The 20,801-nt window shown below is 43.3% G+C and carries 16 protein-coding genes; 11 read left to right on the top strand and 5 right to left on the bottom strand.

The genetic code is table 11. The features are described 5' to 3' along the window. Positions 1-166, top strand: a 166-nt coding sequence (locus tag NI466_RS06400; protein ID WP_253173160.1) for a transposase, incomplete at its 5' end; no start/stop codon positions are given. A gap of 238 nt (positions 167-404) precedes the next feature. Here the strand turns inward: NI466_RS06400 and cynS are convergent. Next, on the bottom strand, positions 405-854 hold the full coding sequence (gene cynS, locus NI466_RS06405; RefSeq protein ID WP_253173116.1) for a cyanase: 450 nt from the start codon (positions 852-854) through the stop codon (positions 405-407). 286 nt (positions 855-1,140) lie between these two features. Between cynS and NI466_RS06410 the strand changes: the two genes are divergently transcribed. The 3 genes from NI466_RS06410 to NI466_RS06420 all read left to right on the top strand — a co-directional run bounded on the left by NI466_RS06410 (position 1,141) and on the right by NI466_RS06420 (position 4,200). Next, entirely contained in the window at positions 1,141-1,950 is an 810-nt protein-coding gene (locus tag NI466_RS06410) for a formate/nitrite transporter family protein (protein WP_004280337.1), read from the top strand. A 66-nt stretch (positions 1,951-2,016) separates the two neighbouring features. Next, entirely contained in the window at positions 2,017-3,747 is a 1,731-nt protein-coding gene (locus NI466_RS06415) for a bifunctional protein-serine/threonine kinase/phosphatase (RefSeq protein ID WP_253173117.1), read from the top strand. A 255-nt stretch (positions 3,748-4,002) separates the two neighbouring features. Continuing rightward, on the top strand, positions 4,003-4,200 hold the full coding sequence (locus NI466_RS06420) for a hypothetical protein (RefSeq protein WP_213687287.1): 198 nt from the start codon (positions 4,003-4,005) through the stop codon (positions 4,198-4,200). A gap of 159 nt (positions 4,201-4,359) precedes the next feature. Here the strand turns inward: NI466_RS06420 and NI466_RS06425 are convergent, their stop codons facing one another. Then, positions 4,360-4,527, bottom strand: coding sequence for a hypothetical protein (locus NI466_RS06425; protein WP_004280333.1), 168 nt, complete (start codon positions 4,525-4,527; stop codon positions 4,360-4,362). A gap of 329 nt (positions 4,528-4,856) precedes the next feature. Between NI466_RS06425 and NI466_RS06430 the strand changes: the two genes are divergently transcribed. After that, positions 4,857-5,774, top strand: coding sequence for a LysR family transcriptional regulator (locus tag NI466_RS06430; RefSeq protein ID WP_005096924.1), 918 nt, complete (start codon positions 4,857-4,859; stop codon positions 5,772-5,774). Between the two features lie 501 nt (positions 5,775-6,275). Further along, the gene (locus NI466_RS06435; RefSeq protein WP_253173118.1) at positions 6,276-8,483 is read left to right on the top strand and encodes a TonB-dependent receptor family protein; all 2,208 of its coding nucleotides are present in this window, start codon (positions 6,276-6,278) and stop codon (positions 8,481-8,483) included. A 64-nt stretch (positions 8,484-8,547) separates the two neighbouring features. On the opposite strand, the gene NI466_RS06440 is transcribed toward NI466_RS06435, so the two are convergent. Both NI466_RS06440 and NI466_RS06445 read right to left on the bottom strand, forming a co-directional pair. Next, positions 8,548-9,156 (bottom strand): MarC family protein, encoded by a 609-nt coding sequence (locus NI466_RS06440; RefSeq protein WP_004646981.1) that lies wholly within the window; start codon positions 9,154-9,156, stop codon positions 8,548-8,550. A 28-nt stretch (positions 9,157-9,184) separates the two neighbouring features. Further along, on the bottom strand, positions 9,185-11,221 hold the full coding sequence (locus NI466_RS06445; protein ID WP_005096920.1) for a choline transporter: 2,037 nt from the start codon (positions 11,219-11,221) through the stop codon (positions 9,185-9,187). A 270-nt stretch (positions 11,222-11,491) separates the two neighbouring features. Between NI466_RS06445 and betI the strand changes: the two genes are divergently transcribed. From betI to NI466_RS06470, 5 genes are all read left to right on the top strand, one after another. After that, the gene (gene betI, locus NI466_RS06450) at positions 11,492-12,070 is read left to right on the top strand and encodes a transcriptional regulator BetI (protein ID WP_005096918.1); all 579 of its coding nucleotides are present in this window, start codon (positions 11,492-11,494) and stop codon (positions 12,068-12,070) included. Positions 12,071-12,091: 21 nt separating this feature from the next. Continuing rightward, positions 12,092-13,567: a betaine-aldehyde dehydrogenase gene (betB, locus tag NI466_RS06455; protein WP_253173119.1), complete on the top strand. Its 1,476-nt coding sequence runs from the start codon at positions 12,092-12,094 to the stop codon at positions 13,565-13,567. 11 nt (positions 13,568-13,578) lie between these two features. Next, on the top strand, positions 13,579-15,234 hold the full coding sequence (betA, locus tag NI466_RS06460) for a choline dehydrogenase (protein ID WP_253173120.1): 1,656 nt from the start codon (positions 13,579-13,581) through the stop codon (positions 15,232-15,234). A gap of 128 nt (positions 15,235-15,362) precedes the next feature. Then, positions 15,363-16,133 (top strand): TorF family putative porin, encoded by a 771-nt coding sequence (locus tag NI466_RS06465; RefSeq protein WP_253148253.1) that lies wholly within the window; start codon positions 15,363-15,365, stop codon positions 16,131-16,133. A gap of 341 nt (positions 16,134-16,474) precedes the next feature. After that, positions 16,475-18,676, top strand: coding sequence for an OsmC domain/YcaO domain-containing protein (locus NI466_RS06470; RefSeq protein ID WP_253173121.1), 2,202 nt, complete (start codon positions 16,475-16,477; stop codon positions 18,674-18,676). Between the two features lie 258 nt (positions 18,677-18,934). Here the strand turns inward: NI466_RS06470 and NI466_RS06475 are convergent, their stop codons facing one another. Further along, positions 18,935-20,647 carry an electron transfer flavoprotein-ubiquinone oxidoreductase gene (locus tag NI466_RS06475; RefSeq protein WP_253173122.1) on the bottom strand — a complete coding sequence of 571 codons (1,713 nt, stop codon included), beginning with the start codon at positions 20,645-20,647 and terminating at the stop codon, positions 18,935-18,937. Positions 20,648-20,801 lie beyond the last annotated feature (154 nt).

Consider the following 20,801-nt stretch of genomic DNA (forward strand, 5'->3'; position numbering starts at 1 on the left):
ACAGATCAACCAAGAAATCAGTCGGCGTAGGATCACAATTGAACATATCAACGGCAAACTTAAATATTTTCGGATATTAACAGAACGGTATAGAAATAGACGGAAACGATTTGGTCTAAGAATGAATTTAATTGTTGGAATGGTGAATTGGATGCTCTTGAATTAACTTTCGCAAGAGATCTAATGATGAGCTATATATTCAGGATAGGAAAATATTATTTAAAAAGTACAGAATGGTTGAATTTATCGAATAAAAGTAAAATCATTTATAGTTTATATGTTTAATTTGAGATGAAAAAATTATATATATTTTAATAATGATTTTTAAAAAAATAAATGAATTTAATAAGTGTAGATAAAATAAAAGCCATTTTAATAATGGCTTTTATGCTTATGGTGGAGGATTAATAAGTTTTATAAGGTAAAAACTTTCCGGATAATACGACGTTCACCCGATCTCCGTTTGGATTATTCTCCCGTTGAATATCCATGCTGAAATCAATTGCGCTCATAATACCATCTCCAAATTCTTCATGGATCAGTTCTTTAATAGTCATACCATAGACGCTGACAACCTCATACCAACGATAAATCAGCGGATCTATCGGCACACTGGTTGGCAGAGAACCTTTATAGGGTACGATTTGCAGCCAGGCGATGGCTTCATCAGTCAGTCCAAATATTTCACCAATTTTTTCCGCCTGTTCTTTATTAAAAGCCATCTGACCCAAACATGCAGCTGTCACCCATTCTTTAGAAAGGCCTATAGCTTCAGCGACATCTGCCCATTTGATAGACTTTAAAACTTTCGCTGAAATAATCATGTCTGTCACTTGTTGACGATGGCTAATCATAATCTTCTCCAATAGCTATATTTAAAAAATTACCGCTATAGATAATGCAGAGATTGTGCCAATATAATTATAAAGATTAAATTTTAAAATAATTCATATGATTTTTATTAGCCATTTAAAATATATGGCATGCTATTTGCTTTTATCTATATTAAATATGGCAACGGCGCCATGACACAATTGATCTGTTTGAATAATGCAAGGCAAAGACGCCTAGGGTTGAAATAGACCTTAGGCGTTTTTTATTTGCAAACAGGTAAGTAATTTATATAAAGGGGATAAAAATATGGCTTATCTTGCTCCTGCAGAGTTTGCAAAAAAAGTGGTCGATGCCGGTGAGGCAAAACTTCATATGGCCACGCGTGATGTTTTAATTCGTGCGTTTATGGCAGGCGCAATTCTGGCGTTGGCGGCAGTATTTGCCGTGACGATTGCGGTACAAACAGGAGTGCCACTGATTGGCGCGCTGCTATTTCCAGTCGGCTTCTGCATGTTGTATCTATTGGGCTATGACCTACTGACAGGGGTATTTGTATTGACCCCTTTGGCTTGGCTAGATAAACGTCCTGGGGTGACGTGGGCCCGTATTTTAAAAAACTGGGGTCTGGTTTTTTTAGGTAACTTTGCCGGATGTTTAACCGTGGCAGTGTTGATGGCCGCAGTCTATACCATGGGTTTCGCAGCTGAACCGAACGCGGTCGGGGTGAAAATTGCCCATATTGGGGAAGACCGGACTTTGGGCTATGCCGAATATGGCTTTGCTGGCTGGATGACGATTTTTATCCGCGGCATGCTGTGTAACTGGATGGTGTCACTCGGTGTAATTGGTGCCATGATGTCGACCACGGTCAGTGGCAAATTCATCGCGATGTGGATGCCAATCATGCTGTTTTTCGCCATGGGCTTTGAACATTCAGTGGTGAATATGTTCCTGTTCCCATTTGCCATGATGATGGGCGGTGATTTCTCGATTACAGACTATTTCTTGTGGAATGAATTACCGGTGGCACTGGGGAATCTAGTGGGGGGGCTGGCACTGACAGGTCTGGCGCTCTATACCACGCATGTACGTACTGGCGATAAAAAAGAATTCTAATCTGAGCATGATGATTTATGCCTTGAGATTAAAGGGATCGATTCGATCCCTTTTTGAGTATTTAAAATGAATAAAAAATTAAAGATCAGTGTCGGGCAATATTCTTCCGCTGGAATCAAAGCACAGAATCAGGATTTCCATGGGGTCTATATTCCTGAAGGCCATGCGCTTAGTAGTAAGGGCATTGCCTGTGCAATTGCAGACGGGATCAGTAGCAGCAATGTCAGTCATATTGCAGCAGAAACTGCAATCAGCAGTTTTTTATCGGATTATTATTCGACTTCAGATGCATGGAGTACCCAAACTTCAGCGGCACGGGTCATTCGTGCGACCAACTCCTGGCTCTATGCACAAACCCAGCAGAGCCGCGGGCGTTTTGATAAAGATCAGGGTTATGTCTGCACCTTTAGTGCACTGATTTTAAAACAAAATAGGGCACATATCTTTCATGCTGGCGACAGTCGGATTTATCGAATTCAGGCACAAGCCATTGAACAGTTGACGGCTGATCACCGCGTTTGCCTGTCATCAACAGAACATTATTTAAGTCGTGCACTGGGTGCCGACCATCGTATCGATGTCGATTATCAGCAGCTTGAATTATGTGAAGATGATTTCTTTATCTTGATGACGGATGGAGTCTATGAGTTTATTGATATGCAGCTCATATCGGAGATGCTGCAACAGCAACAACATCTGGATATCATTGCCAAGTCTATAGTCGAGCTAGCCTTTAAACGGGGCAGTGATGACAATCTCACCATTCAAATCATTAAAGTGGATCAACTACCAGAGGAAAAATACTTCCAGATTAAAAGTCATGTTTTATTTCCACAACAGCTAAGTCATGGTGATCTGTTTGAAGGTTATCGGATTGATAAAATCCTGCACCAAAATCATCGCAGCAGCCTCTATTTGGCGCATGATGAAGCGACACAAAATCAGTTGGTCATTAAAACCTTGTCTGTCGATGTGCAGGATGATCTCAAAGCCGTAGAACAATTTCAGCTGGAAGACTGGGTATCGAAACGCTTAAAACATGAAAATCTGCTGCAATGCTATCCACATAAGGGCAGCAAGAAGTTTTTATTTCAAAGTTATGAATATTTACAAGGGGAAAGCCTAAACCGATGGCTGCACCGTCATAAAACTGCTTTAACTTTACAGCAGTTGCTTCCGATCATTGAGCAGGTGGCCAAAGCATTGAATGCCATGCACCGTCTTGAAATGCTGCACCAGGATGTACGACCAGAAAATGTCATGCTGCTCGAACCAGCCGATACCTTGAAAGTGAAACTGATTGATTATGGATCGACTGCGGTCAGAGGTCTGGTTGAACTGAATCCTAAACATGCAGATGTTCCTTTGGGAACCTTGGCCTTTATGGCACCTGAGTATTTTATTGGACGCTCACCCTCAGTAAAATCAGATCAGTTCTCGCTGGCGGTGATGAGTTATTATTTATTAACCCGACAGTTGCCTTATGGGACGGACCTCGCGCGCTGCAAGACCGAAAAGGCCTTAAAGCAGGTTCGATATCATCCTCTCTATGAGTATCGACCGGATCTGCCACATGGCTTGGACGCAATCTTTAAAAAAGCGCTTTCCATTCGCCCGGAGCAGCGCTATGAAGCACTTTCAGCCTTTATATATGATCTGAAACACCCAGATATCAAATTTAAAAAATCAGTTTCACGCCCTATGCTTGAAAAGCATCCAGTCACTTTCTGGAAATGCTGCACAGCGATTCTTTTTTTGTTATTGCTCTGGGTGTTTGCACTGTATTTTAGCCAATGAAAATAATTCAAATAAGCTGTTGAACGATTTTTTTTGACTGAAGTAAAAAATCAGATGTGATTTGAGCTGAGATGTAGTCAAAATATCTATTTATTCTTATTGCAGATTTTTCTATTTTTACGATGATTGACTCTGTGTTTTCGAAGATTATCCCTATAAAATAGAAAGTGCAGTCAAAAAACTAAATAAGCATAAAAACATTGGAATAATAATTGCTTATTTTTAATACCATTAGAATAAAAAGGCAGATGAGACATGAAAAATCAATTTTTTAAGCTGATTTTAATCTTGGGCAGTAGCATGGTGATGAGCCAAACAAGTCTCGCCGGAGATGGTGGCTTGCGTTTTGCTGAGAAAAATCAGGAAATAGCGGCACAAATTCAGGCCAAGAAAAAAACGGCAGAAATACAAGCGCAGTCCCTACAAGCAAAAGCCTCTACAGAAACGAAATAGTAAAATAGCACTCATCCAAGAAGGTGAGCTGTTCAGATTAGATCAGATGTATAAGATGTGGTGATGCGAAAAACTAGTCCCTAACTTTTTAATACTGAAAAAAAAACTCCCCATCTATTTTAAGAATGGGGAGTTTTTTATTTTGCATCTCAGGGAAAATTACTGAATTTGTTCCTCATCCTGTCTTTCCTGACGCAGCTGATCACGTTGTCGCTGTGGATCATGAAGACCTAATTGACCGCGCTGGATCTCACGATCCTGCTTTTCTTGAGGATCAAGTTGTTCTTCAGTGAGTTCTTCATCATTTCGATCGATTGGATTCGACATAGTCTTTCATCCTCTAAAATACTTTCTAATTTTTATTGTATGAGTGCAGCAAAATTATTCTGTGACTTTTATGCCTGAGTTAGTTTTCTATCTTGTTGCTGCTGTAAGTTTAATCAATATTTTATGGGTTATTTTAATGATGGTTAAGTTAACCAAGAAAATTAAATTAATGAAATTAAGGGAATAGTAATTTAAACCTATAAACCTAATAGTTGAATATATCTCATTATTCTGGTTTTGAAATGAGAAAAACTAAATAAAATAAGAAAAATGGGTTATGCTTAAGACAGATTAAGTGTCATCCGTCTTTTGAATTTCCGGTATTTTCCATGATAGAACTCCGCCATTTAAGAACCCTGACTGCTCTGCGGGAGCATGGCTCCCTGGTTGCAGCCGCAAGTGATTTATGTTTAACACCATCGGCCTTGTCACATCAGCTACGTGAACTCGACCAATGGTTCGGGGTTGAAGTAGTCAATCGGCGTAGTCGCCCTGTGAGCTTTTCTAATGTTGGAGAACGGTTGCTAAACCTGGCAGATGAAATATTACCGCAAGTTCAAATTGCACAGAGTGATATCAGCCGTATTGTGCATGGCCAGACCGGGCGAATTGTTTTTTCTTCTGAATGTCATAGCTGTTTTGACTGGCTAATGCCGCTACTCAATCAATACCGGATGCAATATCCGGATGTAGATCTGGACTTTGCTTCAGGTTTTGAATCGAATCCGCATGAATTATTGCAAACTGGAGAGTTTGATCTGCTGATTACGGCTGATCCGATTGCGCTTAAAGGCATTGAATATTTTCCGATTTTTGAATATGAATCACGCTTGGTTTTATCCAATACCCATCCACTGGTACGTGCGAAAGAGATTACTGTTCAGGAACTTGCTGAAGAAACGCTAGTGACTTATCCGGTGGATAAACACCGTTTGGACATTATGTCGCGCTTGTTTATTCCCGCTAATATTCTACCAAAAGCCATTCGCACCACCGACTTGACTCAAATGCTGATTCAGTTGGTGGCAAGTGGTCGCGGGATTGGTGCATTACCTGATTGGGTGGTCAATGAATATGAGCAGAAAGGCTGGGTGACATCACGCCGTTTAGACTGTGTGGCGCCTGAAGGCTTACGTCGAACTTTATACGCCGGCTATCGCACAGAAGAAAAACAGAAAGATTATTTTGAAGGCTTCTTGAAACAGCTGGATCGGTTTTCCAAGAAAAGACAGGTCTATTACAGCTAATTTGCGAATAGTTAAATATATTTAGTCCGTTATTTTTAAAAATTCTGCATCGTCAGGATTTTTAAAAATTGATTGTTTTTCTCTCAAGGATTTCAATTTTTCTATAAGGTGATGAGGTTAATCTTGTCTACTTTAAATCAGAAAATATACAACTTCGGCCAACTTTCGAAATTAAAGAACTGGTTTGGTCGATTATAAATTTTTCTACTTATCACATTTTGCCAAGTGGAAATACATCTGTACAGAATTAAATTACATATTATTAAATATCAGTTACTTAAAAATTAAGTTCTTGGAACTTGTGAGGATGTGGTTTTGATCTTGCAAGTTGATTTTTAATAAAAAGATTAAATAAAATGAAAAAACATACGCTGATCAGTCAATTTTTTGGCAGAAAATAACTCCTGAAAATAACAATGTTGATCTATGCTACAGCATAATTTTTAAACTGATTTCCTCTCATAAAACGGAATCACTTATACAGGACTGTATAAAATCGCCATGCACATGACAAAAATTCCTCTCAAGAAAAGCCCGCTGAGCCTCATGATTCTGTCGATTGTCTCAGGTCATCTTTATGCTGAAACTGCCGTAGAACCGGACAATGTTCAACAGCTGAATACTATTGTGATCAGCGCTGAGCAAAATGCCAATCCGCAGCAGCAATATCAGAAAGAGCTGGCTCAGGTTTCAGGAGGAACGAATTTCATTGGTGAGCAGCAATTAGAACAGCAGCGACTTGCAACCACAGCCGATGTGTTCCGTTTACAGCCAGGAATTTATGCCCAGTCTGCAGGGAATGAAGGTGCAAAAATATCGATCCGTGGCTCAGGAATCAACCGGACTTCAGGTGCACACGCATCCGGTACGCACGTCCTGATTGATGATATTCCATTTACCGGACCGGGTGGTACAGCGTATGAACTGCTAGAACCCTGGTGGATTGATCATGTCGGCGTCTATCGCGGAGCCAATGGCTTTAAACAGGGTGGACTGGCCTTAGGTGGAACAATCAACTATAAATCCAAGACTGGCGCTGATCAGGATGGCTCTGAACTCAAATATGAAATGGGCAGTCATGGTTATCAGAAATATCAGTTTAGTACCGGCCGAAAGCTGGATCAGATGGATTATTATTTGGCGCTGACGGGTACCCAGTTCGATGGGATTCAGGATCATGCTGAAGGCGATGGCAAAGGTCTGGCTTTTAATTTGGGCTATCAAATTAGTCCGGATATCGAAACCCGTTTTTATGCCCGTTACCGTGAGAGCAAGCATTTAACTCCAGGTCGTATTACGCAAGAACAGCTCAAAAATGATCCTGAAGCAGCGAATAGCTTTAATTTAGCGGTAGATGCCAAACGGATTCAGCCAGGCAGTACCTGGTTGGCCAATACTACGACCTGGAATTTACAGGATGATGCTAAACTGACCGGCAGTCTGGCTTATCATCATTATCCGCTGGATTTACGTGAAAGCAGTTATCGTACTAATGTCGATTATGAAGATATTACAGCGCGCTTCCAGTATGAAAGGCCTTATCAGTTTCTAGGTCTGGAGCATCAGGGGCGTATTGCCTTGCGTAGCACCACTCATCGCCCGGACAGTGGGGTTACTGAAACTTTAAGATTTAATACAGAAATTGGTAATCAAACGTATCCGGTAGACACAGTTACCCGCCGCTATACCTATCGTGGTTCAGACAACGTGCTGCAATTTGATCAGGAAACTACATTAAATGATCAGTTCAAATTAGATCTGGGATTGGCAGCTGTGTATACCCATCGGGAAAGTGAAGTTACTTATGCAAATATTCTTCCCGACCCAGATTCAGGTCCTGAGGTAGATCCTAAAGTCAGTCGTTATGAATGGAATTTTGCACCACGACTTGGGTTGACCTATCAGCCGAATGACTCTGTGCAATGGTTTGCCAATTTAAGCCGCAGTATTGAGCCGGCACATCCTTGGGCGATGGCATGGTCTTCACCTTATTATTATCCTAAAGACAATGGAGCTGCATCAAATCGAGTGCGTGCGCCAATCTATTTGGACACGCAAACCGCCAATAGCTTTGAACTGGGCGGACGTGGACAATCGGGCTTTGGAGACTGGGCACTGAGCTACTATTATTCTAAAGTAAAAAATGAACTGTTAACCTCTGAAATGATTAAGGATTATGGAGATACTGTTGATCCCAATACACCAAAGGAAAGAATCGGTGTAGAAGAAAATGCGACGCCAACGATTCATCAAGGGGTGGAGCTAAGTCTGGATACGCCATTACATGAATCCCGATATGGCGAACTGCGTCTGCAACAGGCTTATACGCTTAGCGATTTCCAGTATAAAAATGATCCATTGTTTGGCAAGAACCAGTTACCGGGAATACCAAAACATCTTTATCAGGCTCAACTGAGTTATGCTTTAAATAATGGCCTCTATATTGGTCTGAATACTGAATATGCATCCAAAATGGCGCATGATTATGCCAATAGCCGATTCAGTGATGATTATCAGATCTGGGGCATTGATTTGGGTTATGCACCAGAACATCAATCGTGGAAAACCTGGATCAACTTTAAAAATATCACCGATGAGAAATATGCTGCGGTCGTGATTCCTGGTCTGAATGATCAAGGTGCTGATGTAGCGCGATCTTCACCAGGTGAAGGTTTTTCTACTTATGCCGGTGTGTCATTTAAATTTTAATTTTTTAAAATCAAAAAAAGAGCGGTAAAAACCGCTCTTTTTATTTATTGATAGAAAGGATTTATCAGGTTTCTAAAATTCCGGTAACGCCTGTCACAATCATATCAATGGCAATCGTACCAATCAGAAGCGCTGCAACACGACCGACAATATCGACATACAGGTCAATGTAGTTGGAATATTTATGCTGTAAATGATCATGGAGATATTTCATCAGGATCAGCAAGCTACAGGTTAGAAACAGGGTAAAGAAAATCACCAGAATGGTTTGCATTAAACTGAGCTGTATACCGGTGATCACAGATGCCGAAATGGTGCCCGGACCGATCATAAACGGCATGGCGATGGTGCCTGCCAGATGGCTGGGCGCGCCGCGCATCACGCCAATCGTATCAGCACCTTCAAAGACATAACGATAGCCAATCACCAGAAAAATAATACCGCCAAAAATCTGGAAGGACTCAAACCGTACATGCAAGACTTCATTAAAGAAAGCTTCACCGGTTTTTGCAAAAATGATGAACACAATAAAGCTGATCAGACTGCCCTGAATCAATGCCATATTGAAGACCTTTGCATCGGAATTACGGATAATGCCGAGCATGTAAATACTCATCAAAAAAGGATTGAGCAAGGAGAAAAACAGGGCAAATGCATTCAAACTTTCTGACATCATTTAGTCCTTCCGTCGTTGAGAGATCCTAGATTTCACGATCCGGGAAAAGTGGACGTTTACCTGGGCTGATCCGGTTAATGTGCAGATACATCATATGGCGTTCATATTTATCCAGGATGTCATTGATCACCTGTTCCTTGCTATAACCGACCAGATCGTTGCCCTGAGAGCCTTCAAACAGATAACTTTCCAGACGATAGTAATAACGTTTGGTTCGTTTACCACGTGAACTGAAATTTGGCGTGTCATAGCGTACCGGCCATATTTCGTAGACAAAGTTTTCTTCTTCATCGAGCTGAATGGTCAGATCCAGATGATACAGTTCAGGTTCTTCCTCCAGCGATTTTTCCTGAATATTGACTTGAATACCTTTGTCAATTAACTCGGTTGCAACGGCCTCAATGGCTGGTTTGCAAACATTGTCCAGCATGGTCCGCGTCTGGGACAGGCTTGGATGCAGCATGACCCGGCTCAGACGCTTCTTCCAGTTCAGGATATCCACATTACCGACCACAGGTGCCGCATTCAGGCTGGTGCTTGCCTGACGAAAATCCTCCAGACGCAAGGACTTATAGAGTCCCGCCATCACAAAGAAAATGACGAAACTAAAAGGCAGACCCATAATAATTGTGGTGTTCTGTAATGCTGTTACGCCATTGGCCATGAGCATTGCCAAAGTTAGCAAACCGATGGCAATGGCCCAGAACACACTCAGCCAGCGCGGTGAATCATGCTCAATATTAGTGAATTTGGTGGTGAAATTTCCCAATACCAATGCCCCTGAATCCGCTGAGGTCACATAGAACAGCAAGCCGGTAATGGTGGCGACACCTGCAGTAAACATAAAGCCTGGATACTGCGCCAGCAGATCATAAAAACCATGTGCCGGATTTTCTAAAACTGTCGTAGCAAGTTGAGTATTACCATCAAAAATCACGCTATATAAAGCACTGTTACCGAAAATAGACAACCAGGTCAGGGTAAATAACAGAGGAATAACCAAAGTCCCGGTGACAAATTCACGAATGGTACGACCACGGGAAATACGGGCCAGAAACAGACCGACAAAAGGTGACCAGGCGATCCACCATGCCCAGAAGAACAGGGTCCAGCTATTCATCCATTCTTTCGGTTGTTCAAAAGGGAAACTGGTTAAAGAAAGTTTCGGGAACTGGCTGATATAGTCACCAAAATTCTGAATCAAGGCAGCTAATAAAAACTCGGTATTGCCTACAAACAGAATGAATAGCAGCAGCCCAATTGATACATAGATATTAATTTCAGACAGGATCCGGATGCCTTTATTGACACCGGCAGTGACTGAAATAATAGTAATAATCACAGCAACAGCGATGAGTGCAGCTTGAATCCAGATATTTTCCGGTAAATCAAACAGCACATGCAGGCCATAATTTAATTGCACAACGCCAATCCCGCAGGTGGTGGCAATACCAAAAATCGTGCCGAGTACTGCAGCCGTATCCACAGTATGGCCGATCGGACCATTAATTCTTTTTCCAAAGATCGGATAAAGTGCCGATCGGATGGTGAGCGGTAAATTGTAGCGATAACTGAAATAACCCAGGGCGACCCCAATCAGCGCGTACATACTCCAGCCGGTTAAACCGTAGTGAAATAGGGTCCACACCATGGACTGGCGCGCAGCTTCAAAGGTTTCGCCTTCGCCTACAGGCGGATTCATATAATGGGAAAGTGGTTCCGCCACCGAGAAAAACATCAGGTCAATCCCGATTCCGGCAGAAAATAGCATCGCCGACCAACTCAGCAGGCTAAATTCTGGCTTGGAATGTTTGGGGCCTAATTTAATCTCGCCATAACGGGAACAGGCGATAAAAATGATAAAAACCAGATACAGCGTTGCCGCCAGCAGGTAATACCAGCTAAAGGTACGACTGACCCAGTTTAAAATATTAATAATGACTTGATTAGCTTGTTCATTAAATAAAATGGTGATGATAGAAAACAGCAGAATAAGTGTCGCCGAAAAATAAAAAACTACTTTATTCAGACCATCTTGCATATCTTCTTTTTTCTTTTGCATAAATTCATGACCATCGTTTTGTTGCCGGATGATCTACAGTGCAGTGTGATTTAAAAGCAAAAGCCTGCGGTAAAGCTTCCTTGTTTTCGTTAATTACAAACTTTTGCAAATCCAAAACAAACTGCGCTGTACATCAAGGGTGAGCTGGCACTATAATTTTTATTAATTGAACGTTCAATTAAAAAAGCGTTTATGAATTGTTACATCATTCAGCTATTTGCTCTAGCAGAGTGATTTTTTATTGCTACATCCGTTATTCAGGTTAGTCCTATGCCCAAAGTTGGTATGCAACCGATCCGTCGTCAGCAACTGATCGATGCCACCTTAGCTGCAGTGAATGAGCTAGGTTTTGCAGAAGCTTCAATTAGTCAGATTGCTCAGAGGGCAGGTGTCTCAACCGGCATCATAAGTCATTATTTTCGAGGTAAAAATGGCTTGATTGAAGCCACAATGCGTTACTTATTGCAGCAGTTGGGTAAATCTGTTGCAGAAATGCAGTCCAAAGTCGATGGCGAACCTGAACAACGTTTACTGGCAATTGTGCGTGGCAACTTTGCTGCACCACAAACAGATAAAGCTGCGATGAAAGTATGGCTGGCGTTCTGGGCTAGCAGTTTGCACCAACCTGAATTACATCGTTTACAGCAGATTAATCATTACCGTTTACATTCCAACCTTAAATATGAATTCATGAAAAAGTTGAGTAAAGACCAGGCAGAGAAAGCTGCTCAAGGTTTGGCAGCATTGATTGACGGATTCTGGTTAAGAGGTGCTTTGGTAAATGGCGAAATTGACCCAGAACTGCCGATTGAACTGTGTAGTGAATATATCCGGCAACAACTCAAATAACCCACCTGCGAGGAAATTCCATTGACAACATTCAAACTGCAACGTCCTTATATTCATGGACAATATGTCGATGCAACATCCAATAGCACGTTTCAAACAATTAATCCTGCAACTGGCGAAATTCTGGCAGATGTGCAGGTATGTACACAAGATGATATCGATCGCGCTGTTGAATCGGCACAGCAAGGGCAAAAAGTCTGGGCAGAAATGACGGCGATTCAACGTTCCCGTATTTTGAACAAGGCTGTTGCTATTCTTCGCGAACGTAATGACGAGCTGGCTCGTTTAGAAAGTCTCGACAGTGGTAAAGCTTTCAGTGAAACATCCACCGTCGACATTGCGACAGGTGCAGATGTACTCGAATACTATGCAGGTATTTTGCCAGCATTAGAAGGCCAGCAAATCCCGCTCAGAAGCAGTTCGTTTGTTTATACCCGCCGTGAACCTTTGGGTGTAGTTGCCGGGATTGGTGCATGGAATTACCCGATTCAAATCGCCTTATGGAAATCTGCACCTGCACTGGCAGCAGGCAATGCCATGATCTTTAAAGCCAGTGAAGTAACGCCTTTAACTGCATTAAAACTGGCAGAAATTTATACTGAAGCAGGTGTACCGCATGGCGTATTCAATGTGGTGACCGGCAGTGGTGACATTGGTGGCTATCTGACTTCACATCCGGACATAGCCAAAGTTTCATTTACCGGTGGTGTCGCGACCGGCAAAAAAGTCATGGCCCAAGCTGCGAATTCCAGTCTGAAAGAAGTCACTATGGAGCTGGGCGGAAAATCTCCGCTGATTATCTGTGAAGATGCCGATCTGAATCTGGCGGCAGATATTGCCATGATGGCCAACTTCTACAGTTCCGGTCAGGTCTGTACCAATGGAACCCGGGTATTTATCCCTTTGGCCTTGAAAGCAGAATTTGAAGACAAGATTTTGCAGCGTATTCCTTATATCCGTATGGGGGATCCACTTGATCCTGAGACCAATTTTGGTCCAGTGTCCAGCTTCTCTCATATGGAAAAAGTGCTGGGCTATATTGAACAGGGCAAGATCGAAGGTGCACGCTTATTGTGTGGTGGCGGCCGTGCTGAAGATGAGCAGTTTGCCCAAGGCGCTTATGTGCTATCAACGGTATTTACCGATTGCCGTGACGACATGACGATTGTCCGTGAAGAAATTTTTGGTCCAGTCATGAGTATTCTGAGTTATGACTCAGAAGAAGAGGCGATTCGTCGTGCCAATGATACCGAATATGGTTTGGCAGCTGGTGTCGTGACACCGAATCTGGCACGTGCGCATCGTATTATTCATCAAATCGAAGCCGGCATTTGCTGGATTAATACCTGGGGCGAATCACCGGCAGAAATGCCTGTCGGTGGCTATAAACATTCAGGTGTCGGTCGCGAAAACGGTATTGTCACGCTACAGCAATATACCCAGACCAAGTCGGTGCAAGTTGAACTTAGTCCTTTCCAGTCTGTATTTAGCGCATAAGGGAGGATTGGATGAATTACGACTATATTATTATCGGTGCAGGTTCGGCAGGAAATGTGCTCGCAGCGCGTTTAACTGAAGATCCGGATGTAAAAGTCCTGTTGCTGGAAGCGGGTGGGCCGGATTACCGTCTAGACTTCAGAACACAAATGCCGGCTGCATTGGCTTATCCATTACAGGGACGACGCTATAATTGGGCCTATCTGACCGATCCTGAACCACATATGAATAACCGTCGTATGGAGTGCGGGCGCGGCAAGGGTCTGGGCGGTTCTTCATTAATTAACGGCATGTGTTACATTCGTGGTAATGCTATGGATCTGGAACAGTGGGCCAGCCTGAAGGGGCTAGAACACTGGAGCTATGCTGAATGTCTGCCGTATTATAAAAAAGCTGAAACGCGCGATATTGGCGGCAATGATTATCATGGTGATTCTGGACCGGTTTCGGTCGCAACACCTAAAAATGGCAATAGTGAACTGTTCCATGCCATGGTCGAGGCAGGTGTACAGGCCGGTTATCCACGTACTGATGACCTGAATGGCTATCAGCAGGAAGGTTTTGGGCCGATGGACCGTACCGTAACGCCGCAAGGCCGTCGTTCCAGTACAGCACGTGGTTATCTGGATATGGCCAAAGGCCGGGATAATCTCACAATTATTCCCCACGCCATGACCAACCGTATTCTGTTTAATCGTAATCAGGCGATTGGTGTGGAATATTTTGAAGGACAAAATACCTTACAGCCGATTCAGGTCTTTGTGGATCGTGAAGTTTTATTATGTGGTGGTGCGATTGCCTCACCGCAAATCCTGCAACGCTCCGGTGTAGGTCCAGCCGAACTGTTAAAAAGTCTGGATATTCCTGTGGTTCAGGATTTGCCAGGCGTTGGTGAAAATCTGCAGGACCATCTGGAAATGTACCTGCAATATAAGTGCAAAAGACCGGTTAGCTTATATCCGGCACTCAAGTGGTATAACCAGCCCATGATTGGTGCGGAGTGGCTGTTTTTAGGTAAAGGTATTGGGGCCAGTAACCAGTTTGAAGCCGGTGGTTTTATCCGCTCCTCAGACGAATTTGACTGGCCCAATATCCAGTATCATTTCCTGCCTGTGGCCATTAATTATAATGGCACCAATGCCATTCATGAACATGGTTTTCAGGCTCATGTGGGCTCTATGCGTTCGCCGTCACGTGGCCGTGTTCGTCTGAAATCCAAAGACCCGTTTGAGCATCCAAGTATTCTGTTCAACTATATGAGTACCGAGCAGGACTGGCGTGAATTCCGCGATGCCATCCGCATTACCCGGGAAATCATGCATCAGCCGGCATTAGATCCCTATCGTGGTGAAGAAATCAGTCCGGGAAAACATCTACAAACAGATGCTGAAATTGATGAATTTGTTCGTAATCATGCAGAAACCGCGTATCATCCATCGTGTAGCTGTAAAATGGGTGAGGATGACATGGCGGTTGTCGATGGTTATGGACGCGTACATGAAATGCAGGGTCTGCGCGTGATTGATGCCTCGATCATGCCTTTGATCATTACCGGCAACCTCAATGCAACTACGATTATGATCGCTGAAAAACTGGCAGACCATATTCGTGGCAAGCCTGCTCTTGCGCCTTCATCTGCACCTTTTTACAAGGCGCCTCGCGCTTAAATCATGGTTTTATTCCTGTTGTCTAGCAAAGCAGGAGTAAAGCGAATTTCAATTTTGTCCCAAAGCGGAGATAAAACCTCGACTGCTTTCGATTTTATCTCCGCTTTGCTTAATACATTTTATATTTTATGAAAATATTCAATCAAACAGTGCTGTTTGGCTGCGCTGCTGTTTCAAGTTTTTACTGTTATGCCGATGATGCGGAAGTAAAAAAAATAGAAGCAAGCGGAAACTTGAGTGTGGTCTCCAAATACGTCTCCCGCGGTTTGACCAATGCGCCTGAAAATGACGACGTTGCTGTACAGGCTGCATTGAATCTGGCTTATGGTAATTTTTATGTCGGATATTGGGGATCTACGCTTGGATACTCTTATGCAGAAGTGCAGGGGCGTCAGGGACATCGTTCAGACAAATTCGAGCATAACTTTCTGCTGGGTTATACCCATAGCAGCGAAAATTATGATTGGGATCTATGGAACGCAACCTATTATTATCCGGGCGGCAAGCATACTACCGGAAATGAGCTGGGTTTAAATATAAGTCGTGCATTGAATGATCAGACCAGTATTGGCGCCAGTGTATCGACCTATCTGTATGATGTGGCTTATGCCAATCAGGGCGATACTTTTTATACGCTTAACCTGAATCATCAGTTGAATGATCGCCTGAATGCCAGCATTACAGCAGCAGGAAGCTATTTTAACGATGAAGGCAAATATGAGGGCGGTGAACTGGGCGATACCGAAAAGCAGTTTGCCTTTCGTTATGCTTCTGCCGGACTCAGTTATGCGCTTTTACCGCAGTTGAGTATGTCAGGTGAATATATCTTTGGCGGTTATGACCGCTATGATGACAAGCAGCGTAATCTTGCAGTATTTGCACTGAGTTATGATTTTTAAAATTATGAAATCATTCAGACTAGGCGGGTGAAAATCTGCCTTATCTGCAACTTTGATTAATAGTATAAGCCATGACTTGAAGTTGATTCATGCTCCGGCAGCTCAGGAAAGACTGAGGATCTGGTTTAATCTGCCAGAATTTCAGACAAATATTATCAATTTCATAAAATAATTCTATAATAGCGCCCATTCTCGGCAGCGTTATCCAGACACTTCGTCAAATGGTATAACCTGACCATTTTCTATTTTTCATTCAAGTTCTCCTCCGTGAACCGGCTTGTATATTCAGATTCAGCATCTTATCTGTCCGTGACGGCACATAAGAATATTTAGGTATCCACATGGAAATTAAGGTCAATTATCTCGATAATCTTCGTCAGGAAGCCAAGTTCGATGACTTCACGGTAATCGCCGATCAGCCGATCCGCTATAAAGGCGATGGTTCGGCACCCGGCCCATTCGATTATTTTCTGGCATCTTCAGCTTTATGTGCGGCTTATTTTGTCAAAGTCTATTGCGCGGCACGTGATATTCCGACCGACAATATCCGCCTATCTCAAAACAATATCGTTGATCCTGAAAACCGATATAAACAGATTTTTAAAATTCAGGTGGAACTACCGGCTGATATTTCTGAAAAAGACCGCCAGGGAATTTTACGTTCGATCGACCGTTGTACCGTCAAAAAAGTAATTCAAACCGGTCCTGAATTTGTCATTGAAGAAGTAGAAAGTATCGATGCAGATGCTCAGGCCTTGTTAATGCCAAGTCTGGCTTCTGACCATACGACTTTCATTCCGGGTAAGGACCTTCCGCTGGAAGAAACGATTGCCAATATGTCTGCCATTCTGGCAGGCCTTGGCATGAAGATTGAAATCGCGTCTTGGCGTAATATCGTGCCGAATGTGTGGTCGCTACATATCCGTGATGCGCAGTCACCAATGTGCTTTACCAATGGTAAGGGTTCGACCAAAGAAAGTGCGCTGGCATCTGCCTTGGGCGAATTTATTGAGCGTCTGAATTGCAACTTTTTCTATAACGACCAGTTCTGGGGTGAGGATATTGCCAATGCCGAATTTGTGCATTATCCAGATGAAAAATGGTTCCAGCCAGGTCCAAATGGCGAACTACCTGCAGAAGTTTTAGATGAACATACCCGTGAAATTTATGATCCTGAAGATGAATTATTGGGTATCCATCTTTACGACACCAACTCTGGTAATAAAGCACGTGGCATCTGTTCATTGCCATTTGTACGTCAGTCTGATGGTGAAACCGTTTATTTCCCGTCGAATCTGATCGAAAACCTTTACTTAAGTAACGGGATGAGTGCCGGCAATACCTTGGCTGAAGCGCAAGTACAATGTCTTTCTGAAATTTTCGAACGTGGGGTAAAACGCGAAATTCTGGAAGGTGAACTGGCACTACCGGATGTGCCTGAACATGTTCTGGCAAAATATCCAAAAATTGTTGAAGGCATTAAAGGCCTAGAAGAACAGGGCTTCCCGGTTCTGGTCAAAGATGCATCTTTAGGCGGTCAGTTCCCGGTCATGTGTGTCACCTTGATAAACCCACGTACCGGCGGTGTATTTGCCTCATTTGGTGCCCATCCAAACTTTGAAGTGGCTTTGGAACGCAGTCTGACTGAGTTATTGCAAGGCCGTAGTTTTGAAGGTCTGAATGATCTGCCAAAACCAACCTTTAGCAGTAATGCCGTGACTGAACCAAATAACTTCGTCGAGCATTTCATCGACTCGAGCGGTGTAGTGTCTTGGCGTTTCTTCAGCGCGAAATCAGATTATGATTTTGTCGAGTGGGATTTCACTAATAACGGTCAAAATTCGAATGCGGACGAAGCTCAGGAATTATTCACGATTCTGGAAGACATGGGCCATGAAGTTTATATGGCGGTGTATCACCATCTAGGTGCAACAGCTTGCCGTATTCTGGTACCGGGCTATTCGGAAATCTATCTGGTAGAAGATCTGGTTTGGGACAATACCAACAAGGCTTTGTTATATCGTGAAGATATCCTGAATCTGCATCGACTGGATGATGAACAACTGCAAGCATTGGTTGAGCGTCTGGAAGAAGCAGATGAGGATGACTATACCGAAATCAAAACCTTGATCGGTATCGAGTTCGATGAAAATACTGAATGGGGCCAACTCACTATTCTGGAACTGAAACTGCTGATTTATGTGGCTTTGCAGCAATTTGAAGAAGCCAAAGATCTGGTTGAGCAGTTCCTGCAGTTCAATACCAATACCGTTGAACGTGGCCTGTTCTACCAGTGCATGAATGTCGTTCTGGAAGTCATTCTGGATGATGAAATGGAACTGGATGATTATGAGCACAACTTCCGCCGTATGTTTGGTGATGCCCGTATGGATGCCGTTCTAGGTTCAATCGAAGGCACAGTTCGTTTCTATGGTTTGACCGAAACCAATATGCAGCTTGAAGGACTGGACCGTCATTTACGCCTGATTGACAGCTATAAGAAATTGCATGCAGCGCGTGCCAAGTTTGTGGCTCAGCAATAATCCATAGATGAATGACTAAAAATTTTCGTTATTTGTTTTAAATCTTAAAGATGGCTTACTAGGTTTCGAATAGGCCATTTTTATCTCTGACCCTATATGCAATCTTTTCTATTATTTCTATTCTAGCTTATTAATTCCAGCTCCCGAGGGAACTGGGATTACCTAAAAAATTAAAGTGAAGTGTTAATACTAACTGCTTCAAGATTGGGTATGTGAATGTGAGAAATAGATGTATTTTTCTCCTTCACAGGAATTACCTTACATATTCGGGTAATTCGGACCACCACCACCTTCCGGTGTTACCCATGTGATGTTCTGGGACGGATCCTTGATGTCACAGGTCTTGCAGTGCACACAGTTGGCTGCATTGACCTGGAAGCGCTTGGAACCGTCATTATTTTCCATGATTTCATAGACACCTGCCGGGCAGTAACGCTGCGCAGGCTCATCCCATTTCGGCAGATTCACTTCAACCGGAATGGACGGGTCAGTCAGTTTCAAATGTGCTGGCTGGTTTTCTTCATGGACCGTGTTCGATACAAACACCGAAGACAGGCGGTCAAAGGTCAGCTTGCCATCCGGTTTTGGATAGTTCGGCTTGAAGCTCTCAGCCGCCTGGGTTTTTAGCGCAGCATGGTCTTGAACCAGATCATGCAAGGTAAAAGGCACTTTAAAAACGTTCTGGTCGATAAAGTTAAAGGCACCACCGATCCATTGACCGAACTTGTGCATCGCAGGACCGAAGTTACGCGAGTTATAGAGCTCTTCTTTCAGCCAGCTGTTGTTAAACTTGTCGGTATAAGCGGTCAGTTCTTTGACAAAGAAATCTTCACCCTCTACAACACGTGCAATCGCCAGATCACCGCCTTGTTGTACACCGGCCGCAATTGCTTCAAACACCGCTTCACCGCAGAGCATGCCGGACTTCATTGCAGTATGTGAGCCCTTGATCTTGGCAAAGTTCAGGAAGCCGGCATCATCACCAATCAATGAGCCGCCCGGGAAGGTGAATTTTGGTAGCGAGTTAAAACCACCTTTGGTCACGGCACGGGCACCATAGGAAATACGCTTACCACCTTCCAGATACTGCTTGATCAATGGATGGGTTTTCCAGCGCTGCATTTCCATGAAGGGATACATATGCGGGTTGGTGTAAGACAGATCTACGATCATGCCCAGAGTCACCTGGTTATTCTCAGCATGGTATAACCACCAGCCACCTGAAGAACCAGTTTCATTTAGTGGCCAGCCGGCACCGTGCATCACCAGACCCGGTTTGTGCTTGGCAGGATCGATTTCCCACAACTCTTTAATGCCGATACCGTAGTGTTGCGGATCAGCGTCCTTGTCCAGGTTGAACTTCTGGATTAAACGCTTACCTAAGTGACCGCGGCAACCTTCAGCAAATAACGTGTATTTGGCATGCAGTTCATAACCCGGGGTAAAGTTATGCGTTGGTTCGCCATCTTTACCAATACCCATATCACCGGTTTGGATGCCTTTGACTGTACCATCGGCATGATACAGAATTTCAGACGCGGCAAAGCCCGGAAAGATCGACACTTCCAGTTTTTCCGCTTTCTGGCCTAACCAGCGCACCACATTGCCCAGTGAAATGACATAGTTGCCATCGTTATGCATGGTTTTAGGCACCATCCAGTGCGGTGCTTCCTGTGATTTTTCATCTGACAGCAGGAAGAAGGTTTTATCTTCAGTCACTGGGACATTTAGCGGGGCACCCTGTTCTTTCCAGTCCGGGAACAGCTCGTTCATGGCACGCGGTTCAAGTACCGCACCAGACAGAATATGTGCACCGACTTCGGAGCCTTTTTCTACGACACAAACGGACAAATCGTTTAAGTTGTTTTCAATTGCAAGTTGACGGATTTTGATCGCAGCAGAAAGACCCGCAGGGCCTGCGCCTACGATGACGACGTCAAACTCCATCGATTCTCTTGTTATATCTTCCATAATATAAAATCCAATTTCGCTATACGATATTTATAGCATTATCTAAATCGGTTATGAAGCTTATTTTTGATCTTTTTATTTGGAATAGGAATTTATCTTTTTTAAATCTTATCTATTTCGCAGCATTAAAAAGGTTTGCTGAGAATTCTGGATA

This window comes from Acinetobacter lwoffii, assembly GCF_024129595.1.
Classification (GTDB): Bacteria; Pseudomonadota; Gammaproteobacteria; order Pseudomonadales; family Moraxellaceae; genus Acinetobacter; species Acinetobacter lwoffii_O.

What these genes read in the sequence shown, in the direction of transcription:
- NI466_RS06415 (WP_253173117.1), top strand. Translation starts at nt 2,017, where the DNA reads ATGAATAAAAAATTAAAGATCAGTGTCGGGCAATATTCTTCCGCTGGA.
- betI (WP_005096918.1), top strand. Translation starts at nt 11,492, where the DNA reads ATGCCCAAAGTTGGTATGCAACCGATCCGTCGTCAGCAACTGATCGAT.
- NI466_RS06445 (WP_005096920.1), bottom strand. Translation starts at nt 11,221, where the DNA reads ATGCAAAAGAAAAAAGAAGATATGCAAGATGGTCTGAATAAAGTAGTT.
- NI466_RS06475 (WP_253173122.1), bottom strand. Translation starts at nt 20,647, where the DNA reads ATGGAAGATATAACAAGAGAATCGATGGAGTTTGACGTCGTCATCGTA.
- betA (WP_253173120.1), top strand. Translation starts at nt 13,579, where the DNA reads ATGAATTACGACTATATTATTATCGGTGCAGGTTCGGCAGGAAATGTG.
- NI466_RS06465 (WP_253148253.1), top strand. Translation starts at nt 15,363, where the DNA reads ATGAAAATATTCAATCAAACAGTGCTGTTTGGCTGCGCTGCTGTTTCA.
- NI466_RS06420 (WP_213687287.1), top strand. Translation starts at nt 4,003, where the DNA reads ATGAAAAATCAATTTTTTAAGCTGATTTTAATCTTGGGCAGTAGCATG.
- NI466_RS06410 (WP_004280337.1), top strand. Translation starts at nt 1,141, where the DNA reads ATGGCTTATCTTGCTCCTGCAGAGTTTGCAAAAAAAGTGGTCGATGCC.
- NI466_RS06425 (WP_004280333.1), bottom strand. Translation starts at nt 4,527, where the DNA reads ATGTCGAATCCAATCGATCGAAATGATGAAGAACTCACTGAAGAACAA.
- NI466_RS06430 (WP_005096924.1), top strand. Translation starts at nt 4,857, where the DNA reads ATGATAGAACTCCGCCATTTAAGAACCCTGACTGCTCTGCGGGAGCAT.
- NI466_RS06440 (WP_004646981.1), bottom strand. Translation starts at nt 9,156, where the DNA reads ATGTCAGAAAGTTTGAATGCATTTGCCCTGTTTTTCTCCTTGCTCAAT.
- NI466_RS06435 (WP_253173118.1), top strand. Translation starts at nt 6,276, where the DNA reads ATGCACATGACAAAAATTCCTCTCAAGAAAAGCCCGCTGAGCCTCATG.
- NI466_RS06470 (WP_253173121.1), top strand. Translation starts at nt 16,475, where the DNA reads ATGGAAATTAAGGTCAATTATCTCGATAATCTTCGTCAGGAAGCCAAG.
- cynS (WP_253173116.1), bottom strand. Translation starts at nt 854, where the DNA reads ATGATTAGCCATCGTCAACAAGTGACAGACATGATTATTTCAGCGAAA.